This window comes from Bernardetia sp. MNP-M8, assembly GCF_037126285.1.
Taxonomy (GTDB): domain Bacteria; phylum Bacteroidota; class Bacteroidia; order Cytophagales; family Bernardetiaceae; genus Bernardetia.
In genome coordinates this window covers 499,070-513,205 of sequence record NZ_CP147012.1, presented here as the reverse complement: position 1 = coordinate 513,205, position 14,136 = coordinate 499,070, and the positions used below count along the sequence as shown (strand labels likewise).

14 protein-coding genes are annotated in these 14,136 nt (G+C 31.5%); 6 read left to right on the top strand and 8 right to left on the bottom strand.

What is annotated here, in order from left to right:
• Positions 1-9: 9 nt before the first annotated feature.
• From V9L04_RS02225 to V9L04_RS02210, 4 genes are read left to right on the top strand one after another with little or no spacing between them, the layout of a single operon-like run.
• Positions 10-918, top strand: coding sequence for an Rpn family recombination-promoting nuclease/putative transposase (locus V9L04_RS02225; RefSeq protein ID WP_338792434.1), 909 nt, complete (start codon positions 10-12; stop codon positions 916-918).
• Between the two features lie 4 nt (positions 919-922).
• Positions 923-1,258: a n-acetylglutamate synthase gene (locus tag V9L04_RS02220; protein WP_338792433.1), complete on the top strand. Its 336-nt coding sequence runs from the start codon at positions 923-925 to the stop codon at positions 1,256-1,258.
• A 33-nt stretch (positions 1,259-1,291) separates the two neighbouring features.
• The gene (locus tag V9L04_RS02215) at positions 1,292-1,744 is read left to right on the top strand and encodes a hypothetical protein (protein WP_338792432.1); all 453 of its coding nucleotides are present in this window, start codon (positions 1,292-1,294) and stop codon (positions 1,742-1,744) included.
• Positions 1,745-1,799: 55 nt separating this feature from the next.
• The gene (locus V9L04_RS02210; protein WP_338792430.1) at positions 1,800-3,122 is read left to right on the top strand and encodes a replication-associated recombination protein A; all 1,323 of its coding nucleotides are present in this window, start codon (positions 1,800-1,802) and stop codon (positions 3,120-3,122) included.
• 110 nt (positions 3,123-3,232) lie between these two features.
• On the opposite strand, the gene V9L04_RS02205 is transcribed toward V9L04_RS02210, so the two are convergent.
• The 5 genes from V9L04_RS02205 to V9L04_RS02185 form a co-directional block, all read right to left on the bottom strand.
• Positions 3,233-3,979 (bottom strand): hypothetical protein, encoded by a 747-nt coding sequence (locus tag V9L04_RS02205; protein ID WP_338792429.1) that lies wholly within the window; start codon positions 3,977-3,979, stop codon positions 3,233-3,235.
• Positions 3,980-4,234: 255 nt separating this feature from the next.
• Positions 4,235-4,687: a hypothetical protein gene (locus V9L04_RS02200; RefSeq protein WP_338792428.1), complete on the bottom strand. Its 453-nt coding sequence runs from the start codon at positions 4,685-4,687 to the stop codon at positions 4,235-4,237.
• A gap of 79 nt (positions 4,688-4,766) precedes the next feature.
• Complete coding sequence (gene porU, locus V9L04_RS02195) at positions 4,767-8,192, bottom strand: type IX secretion system sortase PorU (protein WP_338792427.1); 3,426 nt, start codon at positions 8,190-8,192, stop codon at positions 4,767-4,769.
• A 390-nt stretch (positions 8,193-8,582) separates the two neighbouring features.
• Positions 8,583-8,936 (bottom strand): WG repeat-containing protein, encoded by a 354-nt coding sequence (locus tag V9L04_RS02190; RefSeq protein ID WP_338792426.1) that lies wholly within the window; start codon positions 8,934-8,936, stop codon positions 8,583-8,585.
• 57 nt (positions 8,937-8,993) lie between these two features.
• On the bottom strand, positions 8,994-9,467 hold the full coding sequence (locus V9L04_RS02185) for a winged helix-turn-helix domain-containing protein (RefSeq protein WP_338792425.1): 474 nt from the start codon (positions 9,465-9,467) through the stop codon (positions 8,994-8,996).
• Between the two features lie 171 nt (positions 9,468-9,638).
• On the opposite strand from V9L04_RS02185, the gene V9L04_RS02180 reads away from it, so the two are divergent.
• Entirely contained in the window at positions 9,639-10,271 is a 633-nt protein-coding gene (locus tag V9L04_RS02180) for a thioredoxin family protein (RefSeq protein WP_338792424.1), read from the top strand.
• 85 nt (positions 10,272-10,356) lie between these two features.
• Here V9L04_RS02180 and V9L04_RS02175 read toward each other — a convergent pair whose 3' ends face one another.
• The 3 genes from V9L04_RS02175 to V9L04_RS02165 all read right to left on the bottom strand — a co-directional run bounded on the left by V9L04_RS02175 (position 10,357) and on the right by V9L04_RS02165 (position 13,438).
• Positions 10,357-11,133 (bottom strand): enoyl-CoA hydratase-related protein, encoded by a 777-nt coding sequence (locus V9L04_RS02175; protein ID WP_338792423.1) that lies wholly within the window; start codon positions 11,131-11,133, stop codon positions 10,357-10,359.
• Positions 11,134-11,295: 162 nt separating this feature from the next.
• Positions 11,296-11,841 carry a hypothetical protein gene (locus V9L04_RS02170; protein ID WP_338792422.1) on the bottom strand — a complete coding sequence of 182 codons (546 nt, stop codon included), beginning with the start codon at positions 11,839-11,841 and terminating at the stop codon, positions 11,296-11,298.
• Between the two features lie 364 nt (positions 11,842-12,205).
• Positions 12,206-13,438, bottom strand: a complete 1,233-nt coding sequence (locus V9L04_RS02165) for a M48 family metallopeptidase (RefSeq protein WP_338792420.1) — start codon at positions 13,436-13,438, stop codon at positions 12,206-12,208.
• 220 nt (positions 13,439-13,658) lie between these two features.
• On the opposite strand from V9L04_RS02165, the gene rpiB reads away from it, so the two are divergent.
• Positions 13,659-14,087 (top strand): ribose 5-phosphate isomerase B, encoded by a 429-nt coding sequence (gene rpiB / locus V9L04_RS02160; RefSeq protein WP_338792419.1) that lies wholly within the window; start codon positions 13,659-13,661, stop codon positions 14,085-14,087.
• The last annotated feature ends 49 nt before the right edge of the window (positions 14,088-14,136 follow it).

Sequence of the window (14,136 nt, the reverse complement as noted above, 5' to 3'; positions counted from 1 at the left end):
TTTAATAGTATGTCCACACAAGAAAAATACTTAAATCCGTTTACTGATTTTGGTTTCAAAAAACTTTTTGGTACAGAAGTCAATAAAGATTTATTGATTCATTTTCTCAATTCTGTTTTACCAGATAATGTGAAAATTTCTACTCTGACGTATCTCAAAAACGAACATGTCGGTCATTCGGCAATGGATAGAAAAGTAATTTATGATTTGTATTGTGAAAATGAAAAAGGAGAAAAGTTTATTGTCGAATTACAAAAAGCTAGACAGAAATATTTTAAAGAACGCACTATTTTTTATTCTACTTTTCCTATTCAAGAACAATCAAAACAAGGAGATTGGGATTTTGGATTGAATGCTGTTTATTCTGTTTCGATTCTTAATTTTCTGATAGATGATAATTCTTACGCAACAAAGCAGAAAAAGAAAAAAGAAAAAGCATCTGTCAAGACAATAGCTAAACTAATGAATATTGATACAAAAGAAATTTTTTATGATAAACTTACTTATGTACAAATTCATATTCCTCTTTTTGATAAAAAGGAAAGTGAGTTAGAAACTTTTGAAGACAAATGGTTTTATGTCATTCAAAATTTACAACGTTTTCAAAATAGACCTGAAGCCTTACAAGAGCGTATTTTTGACAAACTTTTCAAAACAGCTGAACTAGCAAAATTTGATAAAAAACAAAGAATGGCGTATGAAGATAGTTTGAAATACTATAGAGACATTAGAAATGTAGAAAATACAGCAGAAGAAAGAGGGAAAGAAGAGGGGAAAATAGAGGGTAGAAAAGAAAGAACAATAGAAATTGTAAAGAATGGTATTTCTAAAGGGTATTCATTAGAAATGATTGCAGATATTACCAATTCTTCAACACAAGAAATTCAAGAAATAATTAATTCATTGAAAAAGGAGTAAAAACATGAATTACAATAACAAAAAATTTCGTCCAGTTTCCAATACAGAAAATGGAGAAACATCTAGCGAAACTATTTTTGAATACAAACAAGAAGGCAATATCTTGACTTCAACATATAGTGGAGGAAAAATAATTCAAGGTCATTTGATTGGTCTTGTTGATGAAAATGGAAATATAGATATGCGTTATCATCAAGTCAATGAAAAAGGCGAACTCATGACAGGAATTTGTAAATCTATACCTAAACTACTAGAAAATGGGAAAATTCGTCTTTACGAAAAATGGCAATGGACAGCAGGCGATAATTCGGAAGGAAATTCTATTTTAGAAGAAATTTAAATCATTAATATTTTTTGAAAATAAAGTAAAATCATGAAAACTACTTTTCAAGAAATTGAAAGTCATATTGTAGGTTTAACAATTAGACTTTTTGAAGTCTTATATCCTTATTTTTATTCAGAAAAACATATAGAGGAACTATCAGAACAAACTTTGTTTCCTGATACACTTGCTCGTACTTTGAATAATTTGATGCTTTATCAGCAAAAACCAACAGGTTTTTATGCAGATTCAATTTTGCCTAGAAAAATGGTTTTAAGTAATGAAAAAAATAAAATACAGTTTTTGGGTTTGATTCATTGGTTAGAAACACCTTCTAATTATTTTACAGATGGCTTGAAAGACGTTTTTTATTGCGATTTTGTATTAGAAAATGATAAGATGAAAATCGAAAATGTTTCTTTTGGTAGTAACGATAAAATAGATTTGGAAACATTATGGTGGAATGATTTTGACATAAATTGGATTCATACACTCAAAAATTAAATTTTGCCGTTGTTGGTGTCTCACCAACGACATAATAATATTGAAATTAAAAAAAATGCTCTCTCAAACTTCTCAAAACCCACCTTTAGCAGAACGAATGCGTCCAACTTCTTTAGAGGAAGTCATCGGACAAAAACATTTAATTGGACAAAATGGTGTCATTGCTCGTGTTATTTCTTCAGGTGCTGTGCCTTCCATGATTCTTTGGGGCGCACCTGGTATTGGCAAAACTACGCTTGCTTTACTTATTGCTAAAGCTCTGAAACGTCCTTTTCATACGTTGAGTGCTATTTCAGCAGGGGTAAAAGATGTTAGAGAAGTGATTGAAACAGCAAAAAGACAAACTAGAGCTATTCTTTTTATCGATGAAATTCATCGTTTTAGTAAATCTCAACAAGATGCACTTTTGGGAGCTGTTGAGCGTGGAACGATTACGCTTATTGGAGCAACAACTGAAAATCCTTCTTTTGAGATAAATTCGGCTTTGCTTTCTCGTTGTCAAGTTTATATTCTCAATCCTTTATCAGAAGAAGAATTGAAACAACTTTTGCAGCAAGCAATGGATAAAGATTTTAAATTAAAAAAGAAAAACATTGAGATAAAATCGTATGAAGCACTTTTTAGAATTTCGGGAGGAGATGCACGAAAACTATTAAATCTTTTTGAATTGGTTGTAGAATCTGAACCTAATTTTAATCTTCCAAACAAGGAAGACGAAGAAGGAAATACAATCAAAAATAAGATTGAAGTTACAGATGAAAAAGTAATGCAGTCAGCACAACAGCGCATTTCTTCTTATGATAAAAGTGGCGAAAATCATTATGATATTGTTTCGGCTTTGATAAAATCTATTCGTGGAAGTGACCCAAACGCTGCCATTTATTGGTTAGCTAGAATGATTGAAGGAGGCGAAGATGTTAAGTTTATTGCTCGTCGTTTGGTTATTTCAGCTTCTGAAGACATTGGAAATGCAAATCCGACAGCTTTAGTTTTGGCAACAACAACCTTTCAAGCTGCTATTCAAATAGGTTTTCCAGAAGCACAAATTGTTTTGGCTCAATGTGTTACTTATTTGGCTACTTCTCCAAAAAGCAATGCTTCCTATATGGCAATTAAAACAGCTAGAAAAATAGTTCAAGAGCAAGGAGATTTGCCTGTTCCGTTGCATCTTAGAAATGCACCAACAAAACTGATGAAGCAACAAGGCTATGGAAAGAATTATAACTATTCCCACAATAATGCTAATAATTTTGCAGAACAAGAGTATTTCCCAAAAGAATTAGCCAATATGAAGCTCTACGAACCTGCAAATAATGCACGAGAGAATGGAATACGACAGTTTTTGAAAGAACGTTGGAAAGACAAGTATAATTATTAGAATTACGAATTACGAATTACGAATTACGAATTACGAATTTATTTTTATTAGATGATAAGAAATTCAAAATAATTATGTAGTAAGGCAATTTCTCACTAATCACTAAAAAACTACCATTCTATAACATCTCCCAAATTATTCAAAAATGGCAAATTGTCTTTGTAAGTTGTTATTTTTCCATGATTGACCCAACTATTTATTCTTTGTAATTCTTCAAAGTTTGGAGTATGGACTGTTAGAGGAATTTTGCGAAGACGAGAATCGTTTTTTTGAAATGGAGCTTCTTCTTTTGAGGTGTAAAGTAAGTGCCATAAGTCAGGCGAACCACTTTGTCCGATACGTTCTACCTTATCAAAAATAGCTGATTTTTTGTGCCACTCTTTTAATTTCAAGTTGATTTGTTCGAAAAACCAAACTGTATTTTGTAAGCGAATACGAGAACCCAAGCGAGATTTTCCTTTTGAGTTGAGGTGTTTTATTTGTGCTTTTCCTTGTTTTTTTCTGACCATATAAGCTGTAATTACTTTGTGATAAATAAGTTCTCCCTCTTCAAAATAACCCAAAGAAGCTGCTCCTGCTTGAATCAGAATAAGTAAATACGGTTTTGGTAAAAAAGGAAGTTGTTCAGAATAATCTGAAAGACAAAGTGTTCTTTGCTCATCTTCTCTTGTTGGAAGTGTTGGGAAAGTAATCGGAACACGAAAATCAAGAATCTTCTCTCCTTCTTTATTTGTGCCATAAAGGATCCCTTTTTTAGGATCAGAATCCCACAAAATAGCCTCCTCTGAATCTGTTTGATTGTCAGAATCTAAAGAGGCTAGTCTTTCTATTAAATCTATTGAATCGGAATAATTCATTTTTAATTATTTTTAAAAAAATGAAAGGTTGTAAATCAAAATTTTGAGAATAGACATTGCCATTGTTTTAACGTAACAAACACCAACAACAAACCACTCCAAATCTACGAAATATGACTCTAATTGTAGTAGATATAATTTGTGCAGTTGTAATAGTTATGTGTTTAGATATTTTTATTAATGCTATTGTGTCAAAACCTCAATAAGAGTGAGTAGGAATTATTTCAAATGATATTTTTTCTAAACAGGATTTATCTATTCCACTTTGAGTCTGAATAATAGAAGTTTTACAACCTTTCCATAAGGATTTTTTTTAATATAGAAAAAATCATAATATTTGTTTTTTGTTGAACGATAGTATTTTACTATATCTGCCATACGAATTTTAATTGGTGTTGATTTTCCTATCGCTTCTCCTTTTGTTATGACTTGTTCTCTAACATTTTCAACAAAAATATACCTTTCACATTCCACACAAGGAGAGTTACTGTGATAATCTACAGTTAAATAATCGAATGCAATATTTAGATTATCAAAATTAGTTATTTTTATAGCAATCTCTCTTTCACTATCCGAAATATCAAATGTTTCAACTTCGATTTTATTGAGAATAGAATAATAGTAAACCTGCCAATAGTCTAAAGAATCTGCTTTTGTAAAGCTAGAAAAGCAGAGAAAAAACAATAATAAAAAGAGTGTTTTTTTCATTTAATAAAATTTACAATAATGTCTTTTAAGAATGTATAATTAGTTCGTTTTTTTTTGTAGCAAACTCCTTTATAAAAAATTACCTATTCAAAATAACTTTTACTGTATTAGTTCCCACAGCATCGTCTTGAAGCGAATGAATATAGATTTTACAGATATACATTCCATTTTTTACAAGTGAGCCTGTGTTGTCTCTTCCATTCCATGAGATATTTGTAAAATTACCGTTATTATTCAGATAATTCTGACGAATTGTCCTGACAGCTCTTCCCAAAACATCATAAACAACTATAGCTACCTCAATGTCATCACCTGTACGGCTATGAGTAATATTAAAATCTACACTATTCCAAAAAGGATTTGGAAATGGAGTAATTTCTGTAATTTCGATAGGCTTGTTTTCCACATAAAACTCTACTTCAATTGTGGTAGGATTGGAATAATTATCCCAAACAGTAAAAGTAAGAGTATGTTTTCCTACCTTTAAATCTTGCAAAGGAAAAGCAATTGTTCCGTTCTGATAGCTTCCTTCTTCATACTCAAAATAATCGTTCAGAATAAAAGTTTGAGTTGCTTCTCCATCCAAAACTGCCATTATTTCCCTTCCTACTCCATAACCTGTTAAATTAATTCCGTTTTCATCACTAATTTCTGCTAAAAGAGTTGTGTTTGAAGGAACTTTTGCCCCCGAAATAAAGGTCTTATCTTCTATCCAAATTTGTGCTGTTGGTGCTGTATTGTCGTTTGGTGCATTATTATTGCTTGCTCCAACCTGAATGCCATAAAAGCCATTTGCATCTCGGTTTTGAGTTTCGTGTTGAGCATACATAGCTACTCGCCCACTAGCCAAATTGTAATTTATATCTTTCGAAACTATAAAAGTAACTTCAAATTTACCTTGATTAATTTTTGCTTTTCCTTTGTATAAAATGTTTTGCCAATTTGTATAATAGGTAGGTTGAGACTCGTCTCCTAATGTTCTAAGTTCAGCAGGTTTGTCATAGATAGTAATATCCAAAGTGCCAGTAAAATCTGAACTTAAAATATCATTATTTGCAATTTGTCCAAATAAAGTAACCTTATCTAATGCTTTTACAGATTCTGAAATTACGCCATTTGCTTTTACTTCTGTAATAATAGCTTCTTCTTTGGGATAATTGAGACGAAGTGCAGGGTCACCCAAAAGTGTAAAGTTTCTGTTTTGTCTTGAAAGACTTTCATTCTTTGTTTTTCTGATAATATCTCCTAGTCTTGGCATTTCTCCGTTTGGCAAACGTTTGAAAACATTATTATAAAATGCCTTTGCCAAAATAAAATTTGTTGAAGCTGTTACTGGGCGTGTTGTGGTTACAAGTGCAATTCCTCCACCATCTTCATTTGTCATGAGTCTTTCTCCTACCGAAAAAACTTGTGGATTGTCATAACGACCAAACTCACAAGTAGCCGTAACAAACATAGGCAGATTATTGAGGTTTTTCCAATTTGAAACCGAAGCTAAATCTACAACAGCTTCTGTAGCCAAACTAGATTCTGAGCCGTGTCCCATATAATTGACAAGCAAAGAACCATCATTAACATCATCATTTAGTTTCTCACGTACTTTAAAAGAAAATTTTCCATTTGAAGTCGAAATTTGAGGAAAAGCATCAACATATAATTTTTCAGCCTGATAACCCTTATAACTTTCAACAATATCAATAAGCTGTTCAGAATCTCTTAAATGAATATTTCCATCACCATCATCAGCTACAAAAACGACTTTATTTCTCCATTTTCCTAGTGTTTGAGGAAGAGAGTAACCAATAATTTTATCAACCACTAAACTTGCTTGATTTGCGTTTCTGACAGGAATCCTTCCAATTCCGATATCTAAATCTTCTTGTTCTACTTGAAAACTTTCAGACCATTCTCCTTCATCATCTTCTAAAAGTCCGTAAAAATCTTCTGATGAAAATGTTTCGACGGGTTCTAGTGATTGCCTAGACTGATAAACAGGAACAAAATTATTATTTGCCTGTACTCTATCTTTATAATCATAACTTGTATCTCCAAAAAGAAGTAAATAACGCAACTTATCATTTTGTTTTTTATATAAAAAACGAACAAAATCACGAATAGCAGAAACATCTTGTCTTCCAGATGAAAACTCATTCCAAATTTGACTAACTGTTACTACCAAAACTTCCATATCATCTTTTTCACTATGAAAAGCAGCTAGTTTTTGAGCTGCTTCTAAAAAGTCTTCGTGTGTAACAATCAAAAAATCAGGCGTAGAAAGAGCGTGTAAATTTTGATTGTTTAAAGTTGTTATTTCTACTGGTGCTGGCAATTCTGCATTTACATCAAAGGCAACTAATTCTTGTAAACTTCTATTTGTTCGCACGACGAAAGCATTTGGGTTTGAAGAATTGACAGGGATTTCTTGAATATCAAACAAATTACTCACATTCCAAACACGCATAGAAGCAGGTTTTTGAGAAAATTCGAAATTAGCAATCTCACTTTGAGAAGAAGCTACCGAACGAAAATGTGTATTTTGTTTGTAAAATGATAGAGTACGAGTAAATCCTATGGTAAGAAAATCTAAATTTCCGAAAGCTGTATTATCTGTTTTGTTGTAGGTAACCTTTACAGGAAGAGAAGCAGGCGAAGAGCTAAGGTTTGATGAAAAAGTAGCTGTATTTATATCTCCTTTTTTAGAATAGGTAGAGATTTGAGATGCTGCAATAGGAAGTTTTCCAAAATCCTGACCTGCAACAGAAAAAGTATAATCACTAGCACGAGACGAATATGCCGTTGCTGAAACACGCAACAAAACAGGATTAGAAGTAACCAACCCTTCAGATTCAAAATTGATAGTTACTTCTGTAATAAAGTCAAAACGTTCTCCAAACCACATTCTGCCAGAACCTCCACCACCAGAGTTTGCTAAATCACCAATTATGTTTACCTCGTCTAATTCGTGATGTGCTATTTCATTGTAGGTTGTGATTCTTGTTCCACCACTTAGGTTTTCGGCTATTTGGATTCTTTTTCCTGTTTGATTTCCAACTTTCAGGTAATAATAATTAAAATCATCATACAGGTTTTTCTCAAAACTAAATTTCAAAGCATCATTTGCTTGTGCATCGTAAGTATGAATATCGGCTGCTTGTGCATAAAACAAAATATAATCTCCTGCATTAAAAACATTATCACTTCCTAGTTCTATAAAAATGGCATTTTCCTTCAAATCTGAAATACGTGAAACTGAATTGGCTTGTGGGAGCATTCCACCACCATTTCCAAAAACTTGAATATTGTTTGGATTGATAGTAGAAGGATTCAGACCTGCTGTTTGAAGGTCTTGAAAAGTAACTTTATGTACTCCATCTTTTTCTACTTTCAACTTCAAAATTTGTCCCTCTGAAAGAACTGAATTTTGAGCGAAACCACTAAAAGCAAAGAAAAAAGTAAGAAGAAGAAAAAAGGAATACTGAATATATTTTGATGTATGAAGATTCATAGAACTTATTTTTTTATATAAATTAGTAGAGCTGGAAGTATTTTGAGCTATATGATACTGATTATCAAGTTTTTGATTGATAAAATGGTTTGTAAAGTTACGATTTTTTGGAATACTTCTTTTCTTAAAAATTTGGAAAAACAAAAAGACACTTCAATTTTTTCGGAGTGTCTTTTTTTTATCCTCGTTGAGGGTTTCATTTGAACCTCAACGAGGGTTGAAAAGGGACTATTTTACTTTTTAGAGCAACCGTCAATGAGGCGTTGCCGTCGTTGAGGATTTTTGATTACTTACTGACAATCTTTTATACACTTTCCGTTCTTATTTATATAATACCACTTGCCATTTTCTTTTACTTTTGAGATTCCATTCTCAAAAGCCCAAGCATCTTCATACTTTGGTTGTATTATTATATGGAATAACTATATTTCCTACTCTATCAACATAACCATATTTTTTATCTATTCTTAACCATGCTATGCCTTCTTTGAAATCATTTATTTCATCGTATATCGGTTCTAACTTTACCTTGTTATTCTGATTAATTAAACCATATTTGCCATTTTTTTCGAATTTATATAGGGCGTCAATGTTTTGAGCTTTTTGTAATGAATCCATAATTGCCTTTTCATTAACAGATACTTTTTTCTGTTCTTGTATATTTAAATAATTGTATATCAACTGAATAGCTATAAGACATAAGAAAGCATATATAGTAAACAATACTTTTGATATGACTGGCATTGAGAGAGGATTTCTACTATTTACGCTTTGATGGAGTTACTTATACCAAAATAACTTCTATTCTTCCCCTGCCAATTCATCTTTGCGTATGTTACTAGGGCGACCTGTTTTTAGCTTTACTTTCAAGCGTTTGAACAAATAATGAATACCAGGTTGGCTAAAATCTTCTCCAAAGGTATCTTTTACATACTGTTGTACTTCCTTTTGAGTTAGGGTGTTGTCTTGATCTAACTCTTGAAGTAGTTCACTTATCTGAAGAGAAGAGAGCTTACCCCAGTTTTGATTGATACGAGCTTTGATAAAATAATCAATACCTTCTTGTTGATACTTTAACCACAAATTTTTACTCTGACGAGAACTCAAACCAATAATATTACCAGCAGCAGCTTGGCTCTTTACATTACCTGCTTTGAGTACACGCAAAAAACGAACTCTATCTCGTAGATAACTTTTTTGCTGAGATTTTTCTAAAGCCAAAAGATAAGGAAGGCTTTCTATAATCAAACTGCTATAATCTAAAATTTTCGGCATATATTTTTAGTGAAATATAGTAATTATTTTGGTATAAGGTACAAAATAATTCCCTTTTGCTGAAAAAAAGACAGTAAAATTTATCAAAACAAAATACACTGTTTTTCCGTATTACTTCATATACAAACATATCAACATTTATTCATATAAAATAAAAATTCGTTACTCATTATGGACTATTTAGATAAAGACTATTTAGAAAAATCTCTTTCCTACCAAGAGTATAGAACACTTGGACAAGAACTTTTAGAAAAAGCAACCACCACAAATGGAGATAATCGTCCAGAAATTTTGGAATATACAAATACAAATATGTATCGTATGAACAGGCTTGACAAGACAACAAAAGTAAACGAGAATGTCAAAAATGCTTTAGCTACTATTTCATCAAATGAAAAATATTATTGGATCGTTTTGACAGAGAGTTGGTGTGGAGATGCTGCTCAAATTGTACCTGTTATGAATAAAATTGCAGAAGAAGCAGGCGAAAAACTAGAAATTCGTTTTCTTTTAAGAGATGAAAACCCTGATTTGATAGATGAGTTTCTGACAGGTGGTGGAAGAGCAATTCCAAAACTTATTTTTGTCAAAGAAGAAAAAAACAAACAATTGAAAATTCTCAATTCGTGGGGAGCAAGACCAGCCGAAGCTCAAAAGTTAGTCGTAGAATATAAAGAAAGAGTAAGACAAAATCCAAAACTAGAGGATTTTAAGGGTTTTGCAGAATCTCTTCACGGTTGGTATGCAAAAGACAAAACACAGCATACACAAAATGAACTAGCAGAGCTATTAAACAAAAAATAAAAAATGTAGGTTTAATTAATTTTCTTCGGTCAGATGAAAAACATAGACCGAAGAAAATTTTTATAGTTTGAGGAATCAATAAAGATTATTTTCCTTCAAAGTTCGCTTTTCTTTTCTCTAAAAATGCACTTGTTCCTTCTTTAAAATCTTCTGAACGACAACAATTAGCAAAGGCATTTGCTTCTGTTTGGTAACCATCTTCTGGACGATACACCGAATTTACGCTCTCAATAATTTGTCCTAAAGCAATAGGAGCTTTTTTATTTAATTTTTGAAGTAGCTCTTCAGCTTTTTCTACTACTTCGTGAGAAGCAACTACATGATTTACAAGTCCGAGAGAAAGAGACATTTTTGCATCAATCATATCACCTGTCATGAGAAGTTCCATTGCTTTAGAACGACCAATGTAGATAGGCAAACGCTGCGTTCCTCCATAACCAGGGATAATTCCTAAGTTGATTTCAGGTTGTCCAAACTTAGCATTTTCTGAAGCGATACGGATATGACAAGCCATAGCAAGTTCACAACCTCCACCAAGAGCAAAACCATTAACGGCTGCTACAACAGGCTTAGGACAGTTTTCTATTTTTAAGAATATTTCTTGTCCACGCTCAGCAAATTTACGAGCATTCATTTCATTGATTTCAGCAATTTCTGAAATATCAGCTCCTGCTACAAATGCTTTATTGCCTGCTCCTGTTATCAAAACTGATTTTACTTCTTTGTCATCGTAGGCACGAGTAAATGCTTTATCAATTTCCTCCATCGTTTCGATGTTGAGAGCATTTAATTTACTTTCTCTATTTATAGTAATTTTCAAAATTCCATCAGAGAGCGTCAAAAGTAAGTTTTTGTATTCCATATAATTATTTTTCAAATAGTTTTATAAATTCAACTATTCAATTTTATTGTGATTTCTAGTGAGATTAGTTAGGGTCAAAGGTAAGAAGTTTGACACGGATTCACAATTAATTAGTTTAATCGATTTTGTTTTTTGACTTTATATTTATAGTTTATCAATTATTTAATTTAGAATTTTTTCTATTTCTTCTTCTAGTTTTCCGTCTTTTTCCCAGTCTAAATACTCTTCCATAGAATCAGTTCTGTATTTTTTCTTGTTTTTTGTTTGAGATTTTATTTTTTTATAAGTCAAAATCATTGCTTTTACACCAGCTAAATTTGTCTCAAAATCTGTACTTTCTGCTTCTTTATTTTCCAATAAATAAGTAACTTTTGAAAACATCATAGACAATAATAATTCTTTTGAATATTCAAATTTTTTATCTGAGAGCATTTCTCCTTCTATTTTACCATCTATAACTAAATTAATATGAGGTGCGCCATTTATCCACGCCATTAAATAGGATTCTAACAAAAGTTTTAGTTGTAAAGTGGTATTATCTTCTTCCAAAGGATTGTAATTAAACCAATCTTGTAATCCTTTTTTTACTTGAAGTTGATGCTCATAATAATCTTCCTTTGTTTTGAAAGTATTGTTTTGTGGAACTTGTGCTTTTAGAAGTGAATAGCTAAATATCAAAAAGAGAAAAAGTAAAACGTATTTTTTCATTATAGAATTTTTAAAATAAATTTATTATGATTTTAGAGTGTTAGGGCTTTTGCAAACTGATTTTTAGACCAATTATAATTTTGTGTTGATTTAGTACACTGTTTCAAAAGTTTTATTGCATTTTGTTGTGCATTCAGTTCCTCAGAACTGAATGTTTAGCTTCCTCAGAAGCGTGATTTATTTGCTTGAATCACGCTTCTGAGGAAGCGTTTCGTTCAACTCTGGGGAGTTGAATACACAAAAAACATTGTAAAATTTTTGAAACAGTATATTTAGTGCTATCAAATACGCCTATTCAGTTTTGGGGAACTGAACTCATACCTCCTTCTAAAATCTGAATCTGAATCTGATTTCTGACTTTACTTTACTCTCCCATTGCCTTCAAACGCTCACTAAGTGGTGGATGTGAATATTTAAAAAATACGTACCAAGGGTGTGGCGTAAGATTGGAAAGTGAGTCAGCAGAAAGTTTTTTGAGTGCTGTTGCAAGAGGTTTGCTACCATACGTTTCTTTGGCATAATTATCAGCTTCATATTCGTTTTTACGAGAGAAAATATTAAATAAAACACTTGTAATCGTAGAAATAGGCGAATAAAGAAAACCAAATGCAATCATATTTAAGTGAATTTGCCATTCGTTTGCACCTAAGGCAAGAGAAATTTCCTTACTAAAAATAATTTGTGCCAAGATAAAAAGCGTAAGTCCTGTTTGTGCAATAGATATTGCCATAGTTTGAGGAATATGATTCTTTTTATAATGTCCTACTTCGTGAGCAAAAATAGCTACTAGTTCTTCTGTACTGTGTTTTTCTAAAATGGTATCATAAAAAACAACTTTTTTCTGCTTTCCAAATCCCATAAAAAAGGCATTTGCTTTTGTAGAGCGTTTTGAGCCATCAATTACGAAAATATTTTGAAGAGGAAAATAAACACTCCCTGCATATTCTTCAATAGATTCTCTAAGTTGTCCATCTTCTAAAGGGGTTAGTTTGTTGAAGAGTGGCATTATTAAGGAAGCATAAAAAAACTGCATTCCAATAGAAAAAACGGTAATTATTACCCAAAAGTAAATCCAAAAGTTTTTGCCAATTTCTAAAACAAGATATAAAAGAACATAACCTATAATTCCTCCTACTATTGCACCAAGCAAAAGTCCTTTTAATTTATCTGTAATAAATAATTTTTTGGTCGTTTTGTTAAATCCAAATTTCTCCTCAATAACAAAAGTTTGATACAATGAAAAAGGCAATCCTAAAAGAGAAGAAGCTATCGTAACCACTGCAAAAAAAGCAAGAGCGTGCCAAATAGGATTTTGAAAATAAACTTCTAAAAGTTCGCTCAACCACCCAAAAGAACCAGTAATTAAAAATATAAGTGTAAGAATAAAGCTCACAGAGTTACTAATCAAAGAAAAGGCTGTATTTGCTTTCTTATAGGCTTTTGATTTTTGATATTCATCTTCCGTGTAAATATCTGCAAACTGATTGGGCAAATGAGCAGGTTGTTTTTGAGAATTAAGCCATTCTAAAAAATTTTCTAATAAAAAATCGCCTACTAAAATAGCAATGATAAGAATTAAGATTTGAGATGCGTTCATTAAATTATCGTTTTTATTATTCTTAAAATGTTTTACTGATTCATTCTATTTATTATAACTTCAAAACGATTTTATGGTTTAAAATAAATAATTTTTTATCTTTTTATAGAAAAATATAATTTTGGATAGTTTCTACTTATTTAAAAATCCGTATTTTTGAGAATTATATATTTATTTGTGCTTTATACTAAAAACTCTTATAAAAGATTACCCTTTTTCAATGAAAATTTCAATTGCCAACGACCACGCAGGAACTGAATACAAAAAATTCTTACAAAACTATCTGACTAATTTAGGTCACGAGGTTAAAAATTTTGGAACAGATAGTTCAGATTCAGTAGATTATCCCGATTTTGCACATCCATTAGCAAATTCTGTAACTAGTAACGAAACTGAATTGGGGATTTTGATTTGTGGAAGTGGAAACGGAATTGCTATGAGTGCCAATAAACATGCTGATATTCGTGCTGCCATTTGTTGGAATGAAGAATTAGCAGCTCTTGCTCGTCAGCATAATAATGCAAATGTAATTTGTATTCCTGCTCGTTTTGTAACACAAGAGTTAGCTCAAAAAATGGTTGAAATCTTCTTAAAAACAGAATTTGAAGGAGGAAGACATCAAACAAGAGTAGAAAAAATTTCTTGTTAATTTCTAGTATAATCATATAGGCTACAAAGTCTGTGCAACTTAAAAAAAC